The organism is Arcobacter sp. LA11 (genome assembly GCF_001895145.1).
Taxonomy (GTDB): domain Bacteria; phylum Campylobacterota; class Campylobacteria; order Campylobacterales; family Arcobacteraceae; genus Halarcobacter.
In genome coordinates this window covers 97,630-111,910 of the sequence record NZ_BDIR01000007.1, presented here as the reverse complement: position 1 = coordinate 111,910, position 14,281 = coordinate 97,630, and the positions used below count along the sequence as shown (strand labels likewise).

Genomic DNA, 14,281 nt, shown 5'->3' with positions numbered 1-14,281 from the left:
AATTTCATATTTCTTCCAAAAGGAGGAAGTATGGAAAGACTATATGCAACAAGAACACTACAAAAAAATAAACTTTATAGAGAGATAGAAGAGAGTAAAAAGTTTTACTATCAGTTATCAATTGAGAAAGAACAAAAGCAAAAATCTTATCTAAGAAGATTAAAGGTTTTTAACTCAAATGATGAAATTAATATGTCCTATGAGTGGGAGAAAAAATATAAAGAGTATTCACACCTTACAACTCAAAAAATCTCTACTATTGAAGCAATGTCAAAAGAAAAAGGATATGTTCCTTTATTTCTAACTATTACAGTTCCTAGCTCTTATCATCCTTTTAAATCTATATCTTATAGAAATGGGAAGAGACTATATACAAGACCCAACCCTGATTTTAAATTTGATACTGTTAATGAAGCAATAAGAGAAAGTTATTTATTTCTTAACTCCCTTTTTAAAGTTATGTATAAAAGAATTAAACACTTCACAAAAAAAGAAATAATGTATGTGAAAAGTATTGAGAGCCACTCCACACTTATAGCCCACCTTCACTGCTTAATATTTGTTCCTCTAAATCATGTGGATGCTGTCAGAGGAGTATATAAAAGAATAATTGAACATTATGAGTTAGAAAGAACAGATTTGGAAACAGTATCAATCAAAGGTGATATTAATTATGCAAGTAGATATATTCTAAAGTATATAACTAAAACTCTAAGCAGTGGAAGTGATTATTATGATGCAAGAATACTTGATGGATGGAAAAGAGCTAACAAAATTAGGTTACTTTCTCATTCTCAATTGCCATTGAATCAGCAAATTTATAAAAAAATCTATCATTCTTTCACAAATATTAAAAAAAATAAGATTTTTTCCAAAAAAGATTATAAACTAGAGATAGGTAAAAAAGAGATGGATAAACAAGTTGCAACAGAGGGTATCCCACTTTACTATTTCTTTCAGCAGAATTCTTTTTTAGAGCAAAGAATTTTTGAAGCTGACAGCAAGTGCTCGAAAACCAAAACAACCAAGCTTGGAAAAGTTAACTCTTTATTTCACATTAAATTAGATGTTGAAAGAAGTCGCGATTTGAAAGGTAGATTAACTTACAAAATTAAAAAGTTAATCATTCAGTATAGGGGTATTGAGATATACCAACACAATAAATTAAAAATCATAAAGGATTTATATGTCATAGGAGAATAATATTATGAATACTAATTTAACAATTAATGGTCAAATAATGGCTATCTTAGAAAAAGAATATAATAGTGAGAAGACTGTTTATATACAGTTTTTAATGCAGTCAGAGAAAAAAGGCTTTGAGGTTATTAAAGTAAAATGTACAGTTGAAACAGATTATGCAAAACTTCAACAAAATCAAAATGTTTCTATTCCCGTAAGCATTGCAGTTGTAAATAGTGTAATTTACTATTCACAAGTTGCAGAAGCTAAAATTCTAAGAGAACAAAAATGAAACAGGGGCTAAAATTACTAGCCCTTAGCATAATAAAAGCTTGGCTAATAGTTTCAGGGGGTCTATTTTTAATTCTTGTAATTAAGAATGGAGCAGTTGCGATAGCAATAGATTTACTTCAAGATAATTGGCTTACTACATTAATCTTTTTAACATTTATCACATTACTTATCACAGGTTACTATATGGTATATTGGAGGTATATAGTTATGCCTTATTCTCTTAAATTAATTTCACAACCAAAAGCAGAAAATAAAGAAGTATCGGTATTTCTTGATAGATTTATAAAGTATGATAAAGTAACTAATACCTTATATTATAAGAACAGAAATGCAATAGATAAAAAGCTTTATCAGGACAAACAGAAAGAAATACTACACTTCCTAGGATTACATGATAAATCTGTTGAATTAGATATACAGGAACATGAAAGAAAGTATGTGAAGATTAAAATATATAAGTTACCTTATAGTTTTGATTTTGATTTAGGGAAGTTAAAGAAAGGTTCTATTTACTATGGTGTTTCAAAGGATGGAAATTATTATAAGAAATTAGATGAACAAACTTCAATGATTACAGTTGGAGAGAGTGGCTCTGGAAAATCTAATTTTATGTCATTAATAATATATTCACTACTATACAACTTTAGAAAGCTTGATTCTTTAATTTTTATAGATTTAAAAGGTGTAGAGTTAGCACAATATAATTATAAACATACACAATTTATTGATACGGTTGAGAAAGTTGATATAGTACTAAAAGAAGTAAAAGAGGTTATGAATAATAGGTATAAAATTATGCAAGAAAAAGGGCATAAAAAATTTCAAGGAAAACCTATTTTTATAGTTATTGATGAAATTGGAACTATTGGCACACATCATAATAAAAAGCTTAGAGATTCGATTTTTAATACATTAATAGAATTATCACAGAAGCAAAGAGCAGCTAGGATTTGTACATTAATATTTAGCCAAAAGTGTGATTCATTAAACTTAAGTTCACAAGTGCTTACAAATATTCAAAGTAGAGTACTTATGAAAACTGATTCAGAATTTAATAGAAATGCAACTATAGGAAATAAAGAGGTTATAGAAGAGGTAACATCAAAAGAGGTAGCTGATTTTAATCAGGGTAGATTAATTTTTAGAGATGGCGAAACATCTAATAAAGAACTTATTCAAGTACCTTTTATTTCTCAAAATCAACATTTGGCATTAGTCAAAGCATTTGATTATTTAAAATAGTTTGAACAGGAGAATAAGCAACTTTGTTGCTTTTCTCTGTTCCCTTGTCTTATTTTATAAAAAGTATCAGTCTCAAAGCAAAACAAGGTTAAATTATTATAATGCTTAAAAATGAAAAGGAGTAGTATGAGTTTTTTAAGAGGCTTATCATTATATTTTTATAAAGTATTATTTTTAATTTTACTCTTTCCAATTGGAGCCATGGTTATAACTCCTATGTTTGGTAGCGGAATAGTTGGAGCTTTTTTCTTTGGAGCTTGCTTATTTTTATTGTCAATTATGAAATTTCGTGAATTCTTTTCAGACCCAGTATTTGATTTTGACACATTTGTTTTAGTTATTTTGATAATTCCAATAATAATAGACTTTGGATTTAAATTAACATATGAGAATTTTTATTTTTTTAATAGTATGGAGTTTACATATGATATAGTAATTAAATATTTATATCATTTTTATGATAATTACATGCTAAATTTTTTCACTAATTTATCTACTATGGATATAACTATAAAAAAATTCTATATAGAAGGAATTGCTTTATTTGTAATGATAAAGTATTTTGTTTCACAGTCTTTAAATTATCTTTTGCTTGATTATATATTAATTGCTTTTTATTTGTATAAGAAAGTTTTTAGATAAAGTTTTCATTCGTTATAATTAAAAAAATACTGTGATACTTTGGTGTGATACATTAGAAGAATTAAACGATAAAAATGGTAGAAAGCCCAAAATAAGGTCTTTTATATTGGGACTTTTGTCCTGGTGGAGATGTGGAGAATCGAACTCCAGTCTTAAAACAGCTACTACCAGCGTCTACATGCTTAGTAAAGGTTGAAAAATTTCACTTTGCAACAGCTCAACCTGCAAGGCAATTGTAAAGCTAAGATTTAAAATGTCTCAAATTAGTTAAATCAATTCTAATAAGATAATCTATCTTGGGTGAATCTCCATAACTCTACATAGATAGAATCTGTAGTGGAAACCTCCTAGTCTCAAGCCGTTAGGCGAGTCTGTTTGTTAACTTATGCTACTTTTGCGTAAGCTGGAGCGTAATTTGTATTGTTTGCGTCTAAAAAAAATGAACCGCGTAACGGCATGTTCAGGCCGACATGCAACTAATCCTCACTGCTCTAATCGATACCAAGTCATCCCCATAAAAAATGGAAGCGAATTATAGCAGAACTTTTTAACTTTTACAAATAAAAATTTGTAAGTATTTTTAAATAATATTTAGTAAAACATCTGATATTTTTTTATGGTGTTCCATTTTTTATTATATTTTTATTTTTAGTAATATTTTTTTGAGTTAATTGTATATAAAAAGTTAGATTTTATGAAAAAAAATAATACTAAAATATTGCCACTTTTTAACTATTATTTTTATATAATATTGCATATTTTAATTGGAGATTTTTAATGAAAAAAAAAGGTATTTTAATAATAGGTGCAGGTGGTGTTAGTCGTGTTGCTACTGTGAAATGTGCTATGAATATTGATACATTCGAGAAAATTACTTTAGCTTCTAGAACATTATCAAAATGTGAAACTATTGCAAAAGAGATTAAAGAGAATCAAAATGTTCAAATAAATATAGCAAAAGTTGATGCGGATAATGTACCCGAACTTGTAGACTTGATTAAAAAAGTTAATCCAAAAGTTGTTTTAAATGTTGCACTACCATATCAAGATTTAACAATAATGGATGCGTGTACGCAATCAGGAGTTGATTATGTTGATACTGCAAACTATGAACATCCAGATGAAGCAAAATTTGAATACAAAGAACAATGGGCAAAACAAGAACAGTTTGAAAAAGCAGGTATTAAAGCTCTTCTAGGTTCAGGATTTGATCCTGGAGTTACTGGTGTATTTTGTGCTTATGCTCAACAAAATTTATTTGATGAAATTAATTACATTGATATTATGGATTGTAATGCAGGTGATCATGGTTATCCTTTTGCTACAAATTTTAATCCAGAAATTAACCTTAGAGAAGTGTCTGCAAATGGTAGATATTGGGAAGAGGGTAAATGGATTGAAACTAAACCTTTAGAGATTAGAGTTGACCACAATTATCCAGAAGTAGGAGTTAAACCTTCATATTTATTATATCATGAAGAGTTAGAGTCTTTATGTAAAAATATAAAAGGTCTAAAAAGAATTAGATTTTTTATGACATTTGGTGATTCATATATTCAACATATGAATTGCTTACAAAATGTAGGGATGTTAGGTATTGAAGAAGTAGAACATAAAGGACAAAAGATTATTCCTATTGAGTTCTTAGCTACTTTATTGCCAGATCCAGCAAGTCTTGGACCAAGAACTGTAGGTAAAACAAATATTGGTTGTATTATAGAAGGTTGGAAAGATGGCAAAAAGAAAAAGATATATATTTATAATATTTGTGATCATCAAGAGTGCTATAAAGAGACTGGTGCACAAGCAGTGTCTTATACAACAGGAGTTCCAGCAATGATTGGAACTAAAATGCTTTATAAAGGTATTTGGGATGGAAAAGGTGTATTTAACATAGAAGAGTTTGATGCAAAACCATTTATGGATGAGTTAATGACTCAAGGTTTACCATGGAAAATTCTTGAGATGGATGTAGATTAATTACTTTACAAAATATTAATTTTCAAATTATATAATGATAAAGATTTAAGAACAACTAGTTGTTCTCTTTAGGATTTCTCGAAGAGAGTGCAAGCACAAGGCTTCTTTAAAGGTGGCTTTGTCATCTTGTTAAAAGAAGTTAAAATGAAAAGGTCCTTTTTAAATGGGACATGTAAAAGGAAACTATTATGCAAAAATATATATGTACTGTATGTGATTATATCTATGATCCCAAAATTGGTGATGAAGATAGTGGTATATCCTCTGGAACAGCTTTTGAAGATATTCCTGAAGATTGGGAGTGTCCTGATTGTGGTGTAACAAAAGAGGATTTTGAACCTTATAATGAAGAATGAGATAGTAAATAGTATCAAAGACTTACCTAGTCCAGCATTTGTTTGTGAAGAAGAATTATTAAAAAAGAATTTAGAACTTTTAAAAAAGGTTCAAGATGAATCTAAAGTAAAAATTCTTTTAGCTTTAAAAGGTTTTGCTCTTTGGTCTACATTTGATTTATGTAAACAGTATTTGCATGGTTGTTGTGCAAGTGGTTTACATGAGGCAGTTTTAGCAAAAGAAGAGTTTGGAAAAGAAGTTCATACTTATTCTCCAGCATTTAAAGATGATGAGATTGATGAGATTATTGATATTTCAAATCATCTAGTTTTTAATTCTTTTAATCAACTAAATCAATTTAGAAAAAAAGCAAAGTCTAAAACATCAATAGGTCTTAGAATTAATCCTGAATATTCCTCTGTTGAGGTAGATTTATATAATCCTTGTGGTGCATACTCTAGACTTGGTATTACTCGTGGAAATTTTCAAGAAGATAATTTGGAAGATGTAGAAGGTTTACATTTTCATGCTCTTTGTGAACAAAATGTTGATGCTTTAGAGGGAGCTCTATCAAACTTTGAAGAAAAATTTGGTGAGTTTTTACCTCAAATGAAATGGGTAAATTTTGGTGGAGGGCATCATATTACAAGAAATGATTATGATGTTGAAGGATTAATTAATCTTCTTAAAGATTTTAAAAATAGATATCCTCATTTAGAAGTTTATTTAGAACCAGGAGAAGCTGTTGGTTGGCAAACAGGTTACTTAGTGGCGACTGTTTTAGATATTGTTGAGAATCAAATGTCAATAGCCATTTTAGATACTTCAGCTGAAGCACATATGCCAGATACTTTAGCAATGCCTTATCGTGCTGATATAAGAAACTCAGGTTTGGCAAATATAAAAAAATATACTTATCGTTTAGCTGGAAATACATGCTTAGCAGGGGATATAATAGGGGATTATTCTTTTGATGAGCCTTTGAAAATTGGAGATAAAATCATTCTTGAGGATATGATTCATTATACGATGGTAAAAACAACAACATTTAATGGAATCAAGTTACCATCTATTGTTATACAAAATAGTCAAGGGTGTTACCAAATTGTAAACAAATTTGGATATAATGCATACAAATCAAGACTTTCATAAGGGAAAATGAGATGGGAAGAGATAGAGATATAATAAGTGACGAATTAAAAGACAATGAAGAAGTAAAAGATCCAATTTCTAATATTGAAGAAGATAAAGAGATTGAAGTACAAGATGAAGATTGTATAAAAACATGTAAAAGTTCAAAAATTAATTCAAAAAAGAAAAAAGTTCAGATTTGGGTTAAAAAAGAGACTTTAGAATATGAGCAAGAGTTAACTAAACTTCAAATTGAATTACTTAAATTTCAAAACCATGTAAAAGAAAAAGGCTTAAAAGTTCTTATGATATTTGAAGGTAGGGATGCAGCTGGGAAAGGTGGTGCTATAAAGAGAATCACTGAACACTTAAACCCAAGGGGTGCAAGAGTTGTTGCTCTAGAAAAACCAAGTGATATTGAAAAAACACAATGGTATTTTCAAAGATATACTAAACATCTGCCAAGTGCAGGAGAAATAGTTTTATTTGATAGGTCTTGGTATAACAGAGCAGGTGTTGAACCTGTTATGGGGTTTTGTTCATCTGAAGAACACCATGAGTTTTTAAGAGAAGTTCCAGAATTTGAAAATATGCTTGTAAAATCAGGAATCATATTAATGAAATTTTATGTTTCAGTATCAAAAAAAGAACAAGCAAGAAGATTCAAAAAAAGAGAAACAGATCCATTGAAGCAATATAAACTTTCTCCTGTGGATAAAGAGTCTCAAAAACTTTGGGATAAATACACTATTGCAAAATTTTCAATGCTTATGGCTTCAAATACAGATGTGTCACCATGGACAGTTGTTAAAAGTGATGATAAAAAGCAAGCAAGAATTAATTGTATAAAACATATTTTATCACATGTTAGTTATCCAAATAAAATTAATAAAAAAGAATTAAAAACAAATAATAAAATTTTAATTTCCGGAGCTCAAGAGTTAGAAGCAATGGAACATGAAAACAAATTTGCAAAGGCATAGTTAGATGAACTTAAGTGATTTTGAAAAAACAAATTATAGTGGATTATATATTTCAAAGGCTACGCATCCTTCTTTTGGGAAAAAATACATTGCAAGATTTCAATATGATAAAAAAAGATATGTAAAAGTATTGGGATACACTAAAAAAGATAATCTTACGAAAAAAGCTGCATTAAATTTAATGCAAAAATTTAAAGATTCTATTGTTGTAAGAGAAGAAAAAAAATTGCCAAAAGCAGAAAAAAGCGAAAAATATAGTGATGATAGATTTGAAAAACTATTAGAAGAAAACAAGGCTTTAAAAGCAATACTAGGTGATTTTAAAAATGTTGACCCAGAAGTTTTACATGATGGGATTCAAAAAGTATATGACTTAGAAGAATTGAAAAAATATCAAATTGAATTAATTAAGCTTCAAAATTATTTAGAAAATGAAAATAAAAGAATGATAATTCTTTTTGAAGGTAGAGATGCTTCAGGAAAAGGTGGTGCTATTCGTAGAATCACAAGATATATGAATAATAAACACTATAGGGTAGTTGCTCTTGGTAAACCAACTGAAACACAAAGAAATCAATGGTTTTTTCAAAGATATATTCAGCATTTCCCAACAGGTGGGGAAGTTGTTCTTTTTGATAGATCTTGGTATAACCGAGCGATGGTTGAACCAATCTTTGGTTTTTGTACAAAAGAAGAACATGAAATTTTTATGGAAGATGTTGTAAATTTTGAGCAAGATTTAGTTAGACAAGGAATGATTTTAATTAAACTTTATTTCTCTGTTTCTAAAGATGAGCAAAAAAGAAGATTTGATAGAAGAATCAATGATCCACTTAGACATTGGAAGTTTTCTGAAGTTGATATGCAAGCTCAAGATTTATGGTCAGAATTTTCTGAAAAGAAATATGAGATGCTTAGACGAACTTCGTCAAGAAGTGCACCATGGCATGTTGTAAGAAGTAATGACAAACATCAAGCACGTTTAGAAGCTATGAAAATTATACTTAACTCAGTAGATTATGATAGTCGTAATTATGCATTAAATTTTGAAGCAAATGAAGAGGTAAATATCTCTGTTCAAAAAGAGCTAATGCAAATGAGAAAATCAGCTAACTACTAATATTTATACTACCAAGGATTTGAAGATGTATCTTCGTTCTTGGTATCAACTCTTTTAAGTAATACTTGTTGTTTTTTATCTTTTAATTTCCCTAACCACTTTTTCTCTTCTAAATCTGAAATTTCTTGAGGTTTACTTTTCTGTTTTTCTAATTTCTTATTTTTATCTTTGTTTTTTTGTTCATCTTGTTTTTTATTCTTTTTTGACTCTTGATTACCTTTATTTTGTTCATCTTTCTTATTTTCTTGATTTTTGTTTTTTTGTTCTTTATTCTGTTTATTTTTTTTCTTTTGTTCTTCTTTTTGCTTCTTTTTTTGATCTTTATCTTTTTTGTCTTGTTTTTTATTTTTATTGTGATCTTTATTTTGTTGTTTATTCTCTAATGCTTTATTTACAGCATCAAGATTTTCTTTTGTTTGTTTGTCATCTTTTATTTTTAAAGCATTTTCATACATTTTTTTTGCATTTTCTAAATCGTTTAATTTAACATAAGAGTTCCCCATATTATGAAGCTTTTTATACTCTAGAGTTTGATTTGTTGTTGTGATATTTTTATATGTATTTAGAGCTTCTTTATATTTTTCTTCTTTATATAAAGAGTTTCCTAGATTATATTTTGCTTCTTGGGTATTTGATACTTTTTGGTAGTTCTTTGTTGCTTCTTTGTAATTTTTTTGTTTGTAATTATTATTTGCTTTTTCAATTGTTTGAAAGTCAAAAACAACTGCTTCTAAATTTGTTGAGAAAGTAGATATGAATATTGTAGTAACTATAATCGCGATTTTTTTTGATTTAAATTTAGGAAGTGAAGAAAATGCAATTAGTAAAATAAAAAGTGCCAAACCTAGAGGATAGTAAAATAATTCTGTATAAGTTTTGAATTTTTTAGATTCTAACTCTTTTTTTGAAGATTTATTATCAATATCCGATAAAATTTCTTTTATATCATTATTTGTAATTGAGTAATTTATAAATCCTCCATTTGTATCTAAACTTAGTTTTTTTATTTTTTCATTTAGTGCTACGGTTACTATTGAACCGTCTTTATTTGTTAAAAATTCTCCATTTTCAAGTTTTATGGGACTAGCTTTTTTAGTTGCAAGTGCAATTGTGTAGATATTGATTTTATTTTTATTTGCAAATTCAATTTCTTTTTCATACTCTGAATTATTTCCACCATCTGTTAAAAGTAAAAGATTTTTATTTTCGTAATCTTTTAAAAGTTTATTTGTTGTTTCTAAAGTTGAGAATATATTTGAACCATTGTCAAAATTTGTTCCAGTATCAAGGTTATCAACTAAAATTTTTAGTGAATTAAAATCTTGTGTAACAGGAGATAAAATAAAAGAAGATTTTGCAAATAGCACAACTGCTAAAGCATTCTTTTTAGATAATTTTATAATATCTAGTAGTTTCTGTTTTGCTAGAGATAATCTATTTGGATAAACATCGTTTGCAAGCATTGATTTTGAAACATCAATAGCCACTACAATAGATGATACTTCTTGTTTAAAACTATGTTCTTTTTCCTGTGCAACTGGACGTGCTAGAGCAATAGTCATTAGAATTATACTAATGAAAAATAAAATGTTTCTAGTTGTTTTTGTCATGTATTTATTTGAAACTGATAACTTACTCAAAGTTTCTTTTTCGAAATACTTTTCAAAACTATCTTTGTTTGTTACGACTAAAAACATTAGTAAAAATATTGGTATTAACATTAAAAGTAATACGTTATGGTATAGAAATTGCAATGTGATTTTCTCCTAAAAGTATATTTTATAGAATACTTAGTAACTTTTAGCTAAAATCACGTCTAAAATTAAAATAATCGGAGTAGATTTAATGGAATTTAATGCAAACAGAGTTGATGACGCTAATGCAGTTATTACTTCAACAATTTCAAAAGATGTTATTGAAGCAAACTTAGACAAAGTAGCAAAACAAGCTGCAAAAACTATGGATATCCAAGGTTTTAGAAAAGGTAAAGTACCTGTAGCAGTTGTAAAACAAAGATATGCTGAAAAGTTAAGAGAAGATGCAGAAGGTGAAGCATTAAGAAATGTTCTTTCTTTAGGATTAGCTGAATTAAAAATTGCTAATGAAGATATTGTTGGTGAGCCTGCTGTTTCTAAATATGAGAAGCAAGATAATGGTGATATTGAAATCGAAGTTAAATTAGCTTGTAAACCAAATGTTGATTTAGGTGATTATAAAGCACTTATTCCTGCTGTAGAAGATAAAGCAGTAGATTCAGAAGCAGTTGATGCAAGAATTCAAGAAATGGCTAGTTCACAAGCACCTTTAAAAAAGATTGCAAGAAAAAGAATGGTTAGAGATCAAGATCATGCACTAATTGATTTTGAAGGTTTTGTTGATGGTGTAGCATTTGAAGGTGGAAAAGCTGAGAAGTATCCTTTACATATTGGTTCTGGTTCTTTTATCCCTGGATTTGAAGAGCAAGTTATTGGTATGAAGTATGATGAGCAAAAAGATATTACTGTAACTTTCCCTGCTGAGTACCAATCAAAAGATTTAGCTGGTAAAGAAGCTGTATTTAAAGTAACTTTACATGAAATTCAAGAAAAAGGTGAAGCAGAAATCAATGATGAGTTTGCTGCAAAAATGTTACCTGGTGAAGAAGGTGCAACAGTTGAAACTTTAAAAGCAAAAATTGAAGAACAAATGAAAGCTGAAGCAAAAGGTACTTACTATAGAGAAGAATTAAAACCTGCATATTTAGATTCATTAGTTGAAACATTAAACTTTGCATTACCAGGTTCTGTTGTAGAGCAAGAAGTTAACTTTGCACTAAACAATAAAGTAAGAGCAATGGCTGAAGATGAAATCAAAGCTTTACAAGAAGATGCTGCTAAAATTGAATCTATGAGAGATGAATTAAAAGAAGATGCAGAGAAATCTGTAAAAGCTACATTTATTGTTGATGCTTTAGCAAAAGCTGAAGGTGTTGAAGTGAATGATCAAGAAGTTACACAAGTAATTTACTATGAAGCAATGCAAATGGGTCAAAATCCACAAGATGTTTTAAAACAATATCAAGATGCTGGATACTTACCTGCAATTAAAATGTCTATGATTGAAGATAAAGTAATTACTAAATTATTAGACGAAAAATTAGGTCAATAAATAAAATAATAGGATTATAAATTATGAGTTACATTCCATACGTAGTTGAAAAAAGTGGAAGAGGTGAAAGAAGTTATGATATTTATTCAAGACTTCTAAAAGATAGAATTATTATGTTAAGTGGTGAAGTAAATGACCAAGTTGCGTCATCTATTGTTGCTCAGTTACTTTTTTTAGAAGCTGAAGATCCAGATAAAGATATCTATTTATATATCAACTCTCCAGGTGGAGTAATTACAAGTGGTATGTCTATTTATGACACTATGAACTATATTAAACCAGATGTTTGTACTATTTGTATTGGTCAAGCAGCTTCTATGGGAGCATTTTTATTATCTTCTGGAGTTAAAGGTAAGAGATACTCTTTACCAAACTCTAGAATTATGATTCATCAACCTTTAGGTGGAGCTCAAGGGCAAGCAACTGATATTCAGATTCAGGCTAAAGAGATTCAAAGAATGAAAGATGAATTAAATGGACTGATTGCTGAGCAAACAGGACAAGATATTAAAACAGTTGAAAAAGATACAGATAGAGACAATTTCATGAGTGCTAATGAAGCTTGTGAATATGGTTTAATTGATGAAGTTATCAAAAATCATAAGTAAAGATAAAAATGATTAGAGAAGTAATAACATATCCAAATAAACTACTTAGAGAAAAATCTAAAGACGTGATGAAGTTCGATGATGAACTTCACACGTTATTAGATGATATGTATGAAACTATGATTGCAGAAAATGGTGTTGGACTTGCTGCAATTCAAGTTGCTATTCCTCTTAATATCTTAATTATTAATCTTCCTAATGAAGAAGATATTCAAGATAAAGAAAATCTAATTGAAGCTATTAATCCTGTAATTACGCAAAAAGATGGAACTCAAGTTTTTGTTGAAGGTTGCCTAAGTGTACCTGGATTTAATGAAGAGATAAAAAGAGCTCAACATATCGTAGTAGAATACCTAGATAGAAATGGTGAAAAGAAAACAATGGAAGCTGAAGATTTTCTAGCAGTTGCTTGGCAACATGAAATGGAACATTTAGCAGGACATCTTTTTATCGAAAACTTATCTATTATAAAGAGAAAAAAGTTTGAAAAAGAGTGGAAAAGAAAGTTAAAAGAGAAGCGATAAACTTTTTTTAACTCCTCTTTGTATATATATTGTTGCAATGGTAGCAAAACTCAAAATAGTTAACATCTCCATATGAGGATTTGTTGAAAAAGCATACAATCCAAAATTTACTAAAATCATAGATAAAATACCTTTTTGCCAACAATCATAAATATATAATTTAATTTTCTCATTATCTTTATTTTTTAAATAATATTTTGTTATTAAAATTACAGAAACTGCAAAAATCAAGGTAAACAAGCCTATAATCTGAGAAATAAATTTAAAGTTAAGTGGTATATATAAAAGAATCAGAGAAGAGGCAATGGCAATAGAAATAATATGAAAGTTTTTTAAAGATACTTTGGCATATTTTTCTAAACTATTTTCTTCATCTTTTTTAAAATCATTTATCTCTTCATTTATATAGTTTTTAAAAAAATCTATTTTTGATACTTTCTTTTCTCTATTGTTTTGAATATTTTCTTCCATTTTAACTCTTTTACATTTAGATTATTTTTATAATATATGATTTTTTATTTCTTGACAAGAAAAACAAGACTTTAATCACTTGTTTAATAATTATTGTAACTTTAATTAATATTTTTATTGAAATATTAAACATTTACTACACACTAATTATATACTATATGTAAATTTTTTAAAAAGGATGAAAACATGAAGAAACTGTTCATTGCTTTGCTTTTTAGTTTAAGTTCATTATTTGCTTTTGAAAATTTGACAGTAGATAACTTTGACGAAAAAGTAAAAAATAAAAATGTTATTGTAGATTTCTACGCAACATGGTGATATGCTTGTAAGACTTTAGGTGAAAGTTTAACAAAATATGAAACAAGCAAAAAACCAGATAACGTAACAATTTACAAAGTAGATGTTGATGCCGAAAAACCTCTAGTTGAGAGATTCAAAATACGAGGTGTTCCTGTTTTAGCCTATATGAAAGATGGAAAACTAATTGCACAAGAAAATGGTGTAAGAACAGTTGACCAAATAGATGAAAATGTAAAAAAATATTTTAAATAGATTCTAAATAATATTTTTTATTATAATAGTTTAATTTTAAATTATATATAATTCTAAAAATTATTAAAA

The 14,281-nt window shown here is 28.1% G+C and carries 15 protein-coding genes, 1 other RNA gene and 1 pseudogene; 14 read left to right on the top strand and 3 right to left on the bottom strand.

The features are described from left to right. The first annotated feature begins 30 nt into the window (after window positions 1–30). The 4 genes from BT997_RS09655 to BT997_RS09640 all read left to right on the top strand — a co-directional run bounded on the left by BT997_RS09655 (window position 31) and on the right by BT997_RS09640 (window position 3,360). Window positions 31–1,203 (top strand): replication endonuclease, encoded by a 1,173-nt coding sequence (locus tag BT997_RS09655; protein ID WP_072681605.1) that lies wholly within the window; start codon window positions 31–33, stop codon window positions 1,201–1,203. Window positions 1,204–1,207: 4 nt separating this feature from the next. Next, entirely contained in the window at window positions 1,208–1,474 is a 267-nt protein-coding gene (locus tag BT997_RS09650) for a hypothetical protein (RefSeq protein WP_072681603.1), read from the top strand. Beyond that, window positions 1,471–2,718, top strand: a complete 1,248-nt coding sequence (locus BT997_RS09645) for an FtsK/SpoIIIE domain-containing protein (protein WP_072681601.1) — start codon at window positions 1,471–1,473, stop codon at window positions 2,716–2,718. The genes BT997_RS09650 and BT997_RS09645 overlap by 4 nt, the downstream gene beginning before the upstream one ends. Before the next feature lie 126 nt (window positions 2,719–2,844). Then, window positions 2,845–3,360, top strand: a complete 516-nt coding sequence (locus BT997_RS09640; RefSeq protein ID WP_072681599.1) for a hypothetical protein — start codon at window positions 2,845–2,847, stop codon at window positions 3,358–3,360. Window positions 3,361–3,481: 121 nt separating this feature from the next. On the opposite strand, the gene ssrA is transcribed toward BT997_RS09640, so the two are convergent. Then, window positions 3,482–3,874, bottom strand: a transfer-messenger RNA (tmRNA) gene (gene ssrA / locus BT997_RS09635). 263 nt (window positions 3,875–4,137) lie between these two features. Between ssrA and BT997_RS09630 the strand changes: the two genes are divergently transcribed. The 5 genes from BT997_RS09630 (at window position 4,138) to ppk2 (BT997_RS09610) (ending at window position 8,910) form a co-directional block, all read left to right on the top strand. Beyond that, window positions 4,138–5,340 (top strand): saccharopine dehydrogenase family protein, encoded by a 1,203-nt coding sequence (locus BT997_RS09630; RefSeq protein WP_072681597.1) that lies wholly within the window; start codon window positions 4,138–4,140, stop codon window positions 5,338–5,340. Between the two features lie 188 nt (window positions 5,341–5,528). Continuing rightward, complete coding sequence (gene rd, locus BT997_RS09625; RefSeq protein WP_072681595.1) at window positions 5,529–5,696, top strand: rubredoxin; 168 nt, start codon at window positions 5,529–5,531, stop codon at window positions 5,694–5,696. Next, the gene (gene nspC / locus BT997_RS09620) at window positions 5,686–6,828 is read left to right on the top strand and encodes a carboxynorspermidine decarboxylase (protein ID WP_072681693.1); all 1,143 of its coding nucleotides are present in this window, start codon (window positions 5,686–5,688) and stop codon (window positions 6,826–6,828) included. The genes rd and nspC overlap by 11 nt, the downstream gene beginning before the upstream one ends. 11 nt (window positions 6,829–6,839) lie before the next feature. After that, window positions 6,840–7,790, top strand: coding sequence for a polyphosphate kinase 2 (ppk2, locus tag BT997_RS09615; protein ID WP_083568659.1), 951 nt, complete (start codon window positions 6,840–6,842; stop codon window positions 7,788–7,790). 4 nt (window positions 7,791–7,794) lie between these two features. Further along, window positions 7,795–8,910, top strand: coding sequence for a polyphosphate kinase 2 (ppk2, locus tag BT997_RS09610; protein WP_072681593.1), 1,116 nt, complete (start codon window positions 7,795–7,797; stop codon window positions 8,908–8,910). An 8-nt stretch (window positions 8,911–8,918) separates the two neighbouring features. On the opposite strand, the gene BT997_RS15355 is transcribed toward ppk2 (BT997_RS09610), so the two are convergent. Then, the gene (locus tag BT997_RS15355) at window positions 8,919–10,664 is read right to left on the bottom strand and encodes a VWA domain-containing protein (RefSeq protein ID WP_083568657.1); all 1,746 of its coding nucleotides are present in this window, start codon (window positions 10,662–10,664) and stop codon (window positions 8,919–8,921) included. Window positions 10,665–10,755: 91 nt separating this feature from the next. Here BT997_RS15355 and tig point away from each other — a divergent pair, with 91 nt between their 5' ends. Genes tig through def form a run of 3 tightly spaced genes read left to right on the top strand, consistent with a single transcriptional unit; the run spans window position 10,756 to window position 13,189 of the window. Continuing rightward, window positions 10,756–12,057, top strand: coding sequence for a trigger factor (tig, locus tag BT997_RS09595; RefSeq protein WP_072681591.1), 1,302 nt, complete (start codon window positions 10,756–10,758; stop codon window positions 12,055–12,057). 23 nt (window positions 12,058–12,080) lie between these two features. Then, complete coding sequence (clpP, locus tag BT997_RS09590) at window positions 12,081–12,665, top strand: ATP-dependent Clp endopeptidase proteolytic subunit ClpP (RefSeq protein ID WP_072681589.1); 585 nt, start codon at window positions 12,081–12,083, stop codon at window positions 12,663–12,665. Window positions 12,666–12,673: 8 nt separating this feature from the next. Then, window positions 12,674–13,189 (top strand): peptide deformylase, encoded by a 516-nt coding sequence (def, locus tag BT997_RS09585; RefSeq protein ID WP_072681587.1) that lies wholly within the window; start codon window positions 12,674–12,676, stop codon window positions 13,187–13,189. Here the strand turns inward: def and BT997_RS09580 are convergent. After that, window positions 13,172–13,660: a hypothetical protein gene (locus BT997_RS09580; protein ID WP_072681585.1), complete on the bottom strand. Its 489-nt coding sequence runs from the start codon at window positions 13,658–13,660 to the stop codon at window positions 13,172–13,174. The two genes, def and BT997_RS09580, sit on opposite strands and share 18 nt — an antisense overlap. 186 nt (window positions 13,661–13,846) lie before the next feature. Here BT997_RS09580 and BT997_RS15715 point away from each other — a divergent pair, with 186 nt between their 5' ends. Next, entirely contained in the window at window positions 13,847–13,978 is a 132-nt protein-coding gene (locus BT997_RS15715; RefSeq protein ID WP_143145181.1) for a thioredoxin, read from the top strand. Between the two features lie 18 nt (window positions 13,979–13,996). After that, window positions 13,997–14,212 (top strand): annotated as a pseudogene (locus BT997_RS15780) (thioredoxin family protein); the annotation flags it as partial. Between the last annotated feature and the right edge of the window lie 69 nt (window positions 14,213–14,281).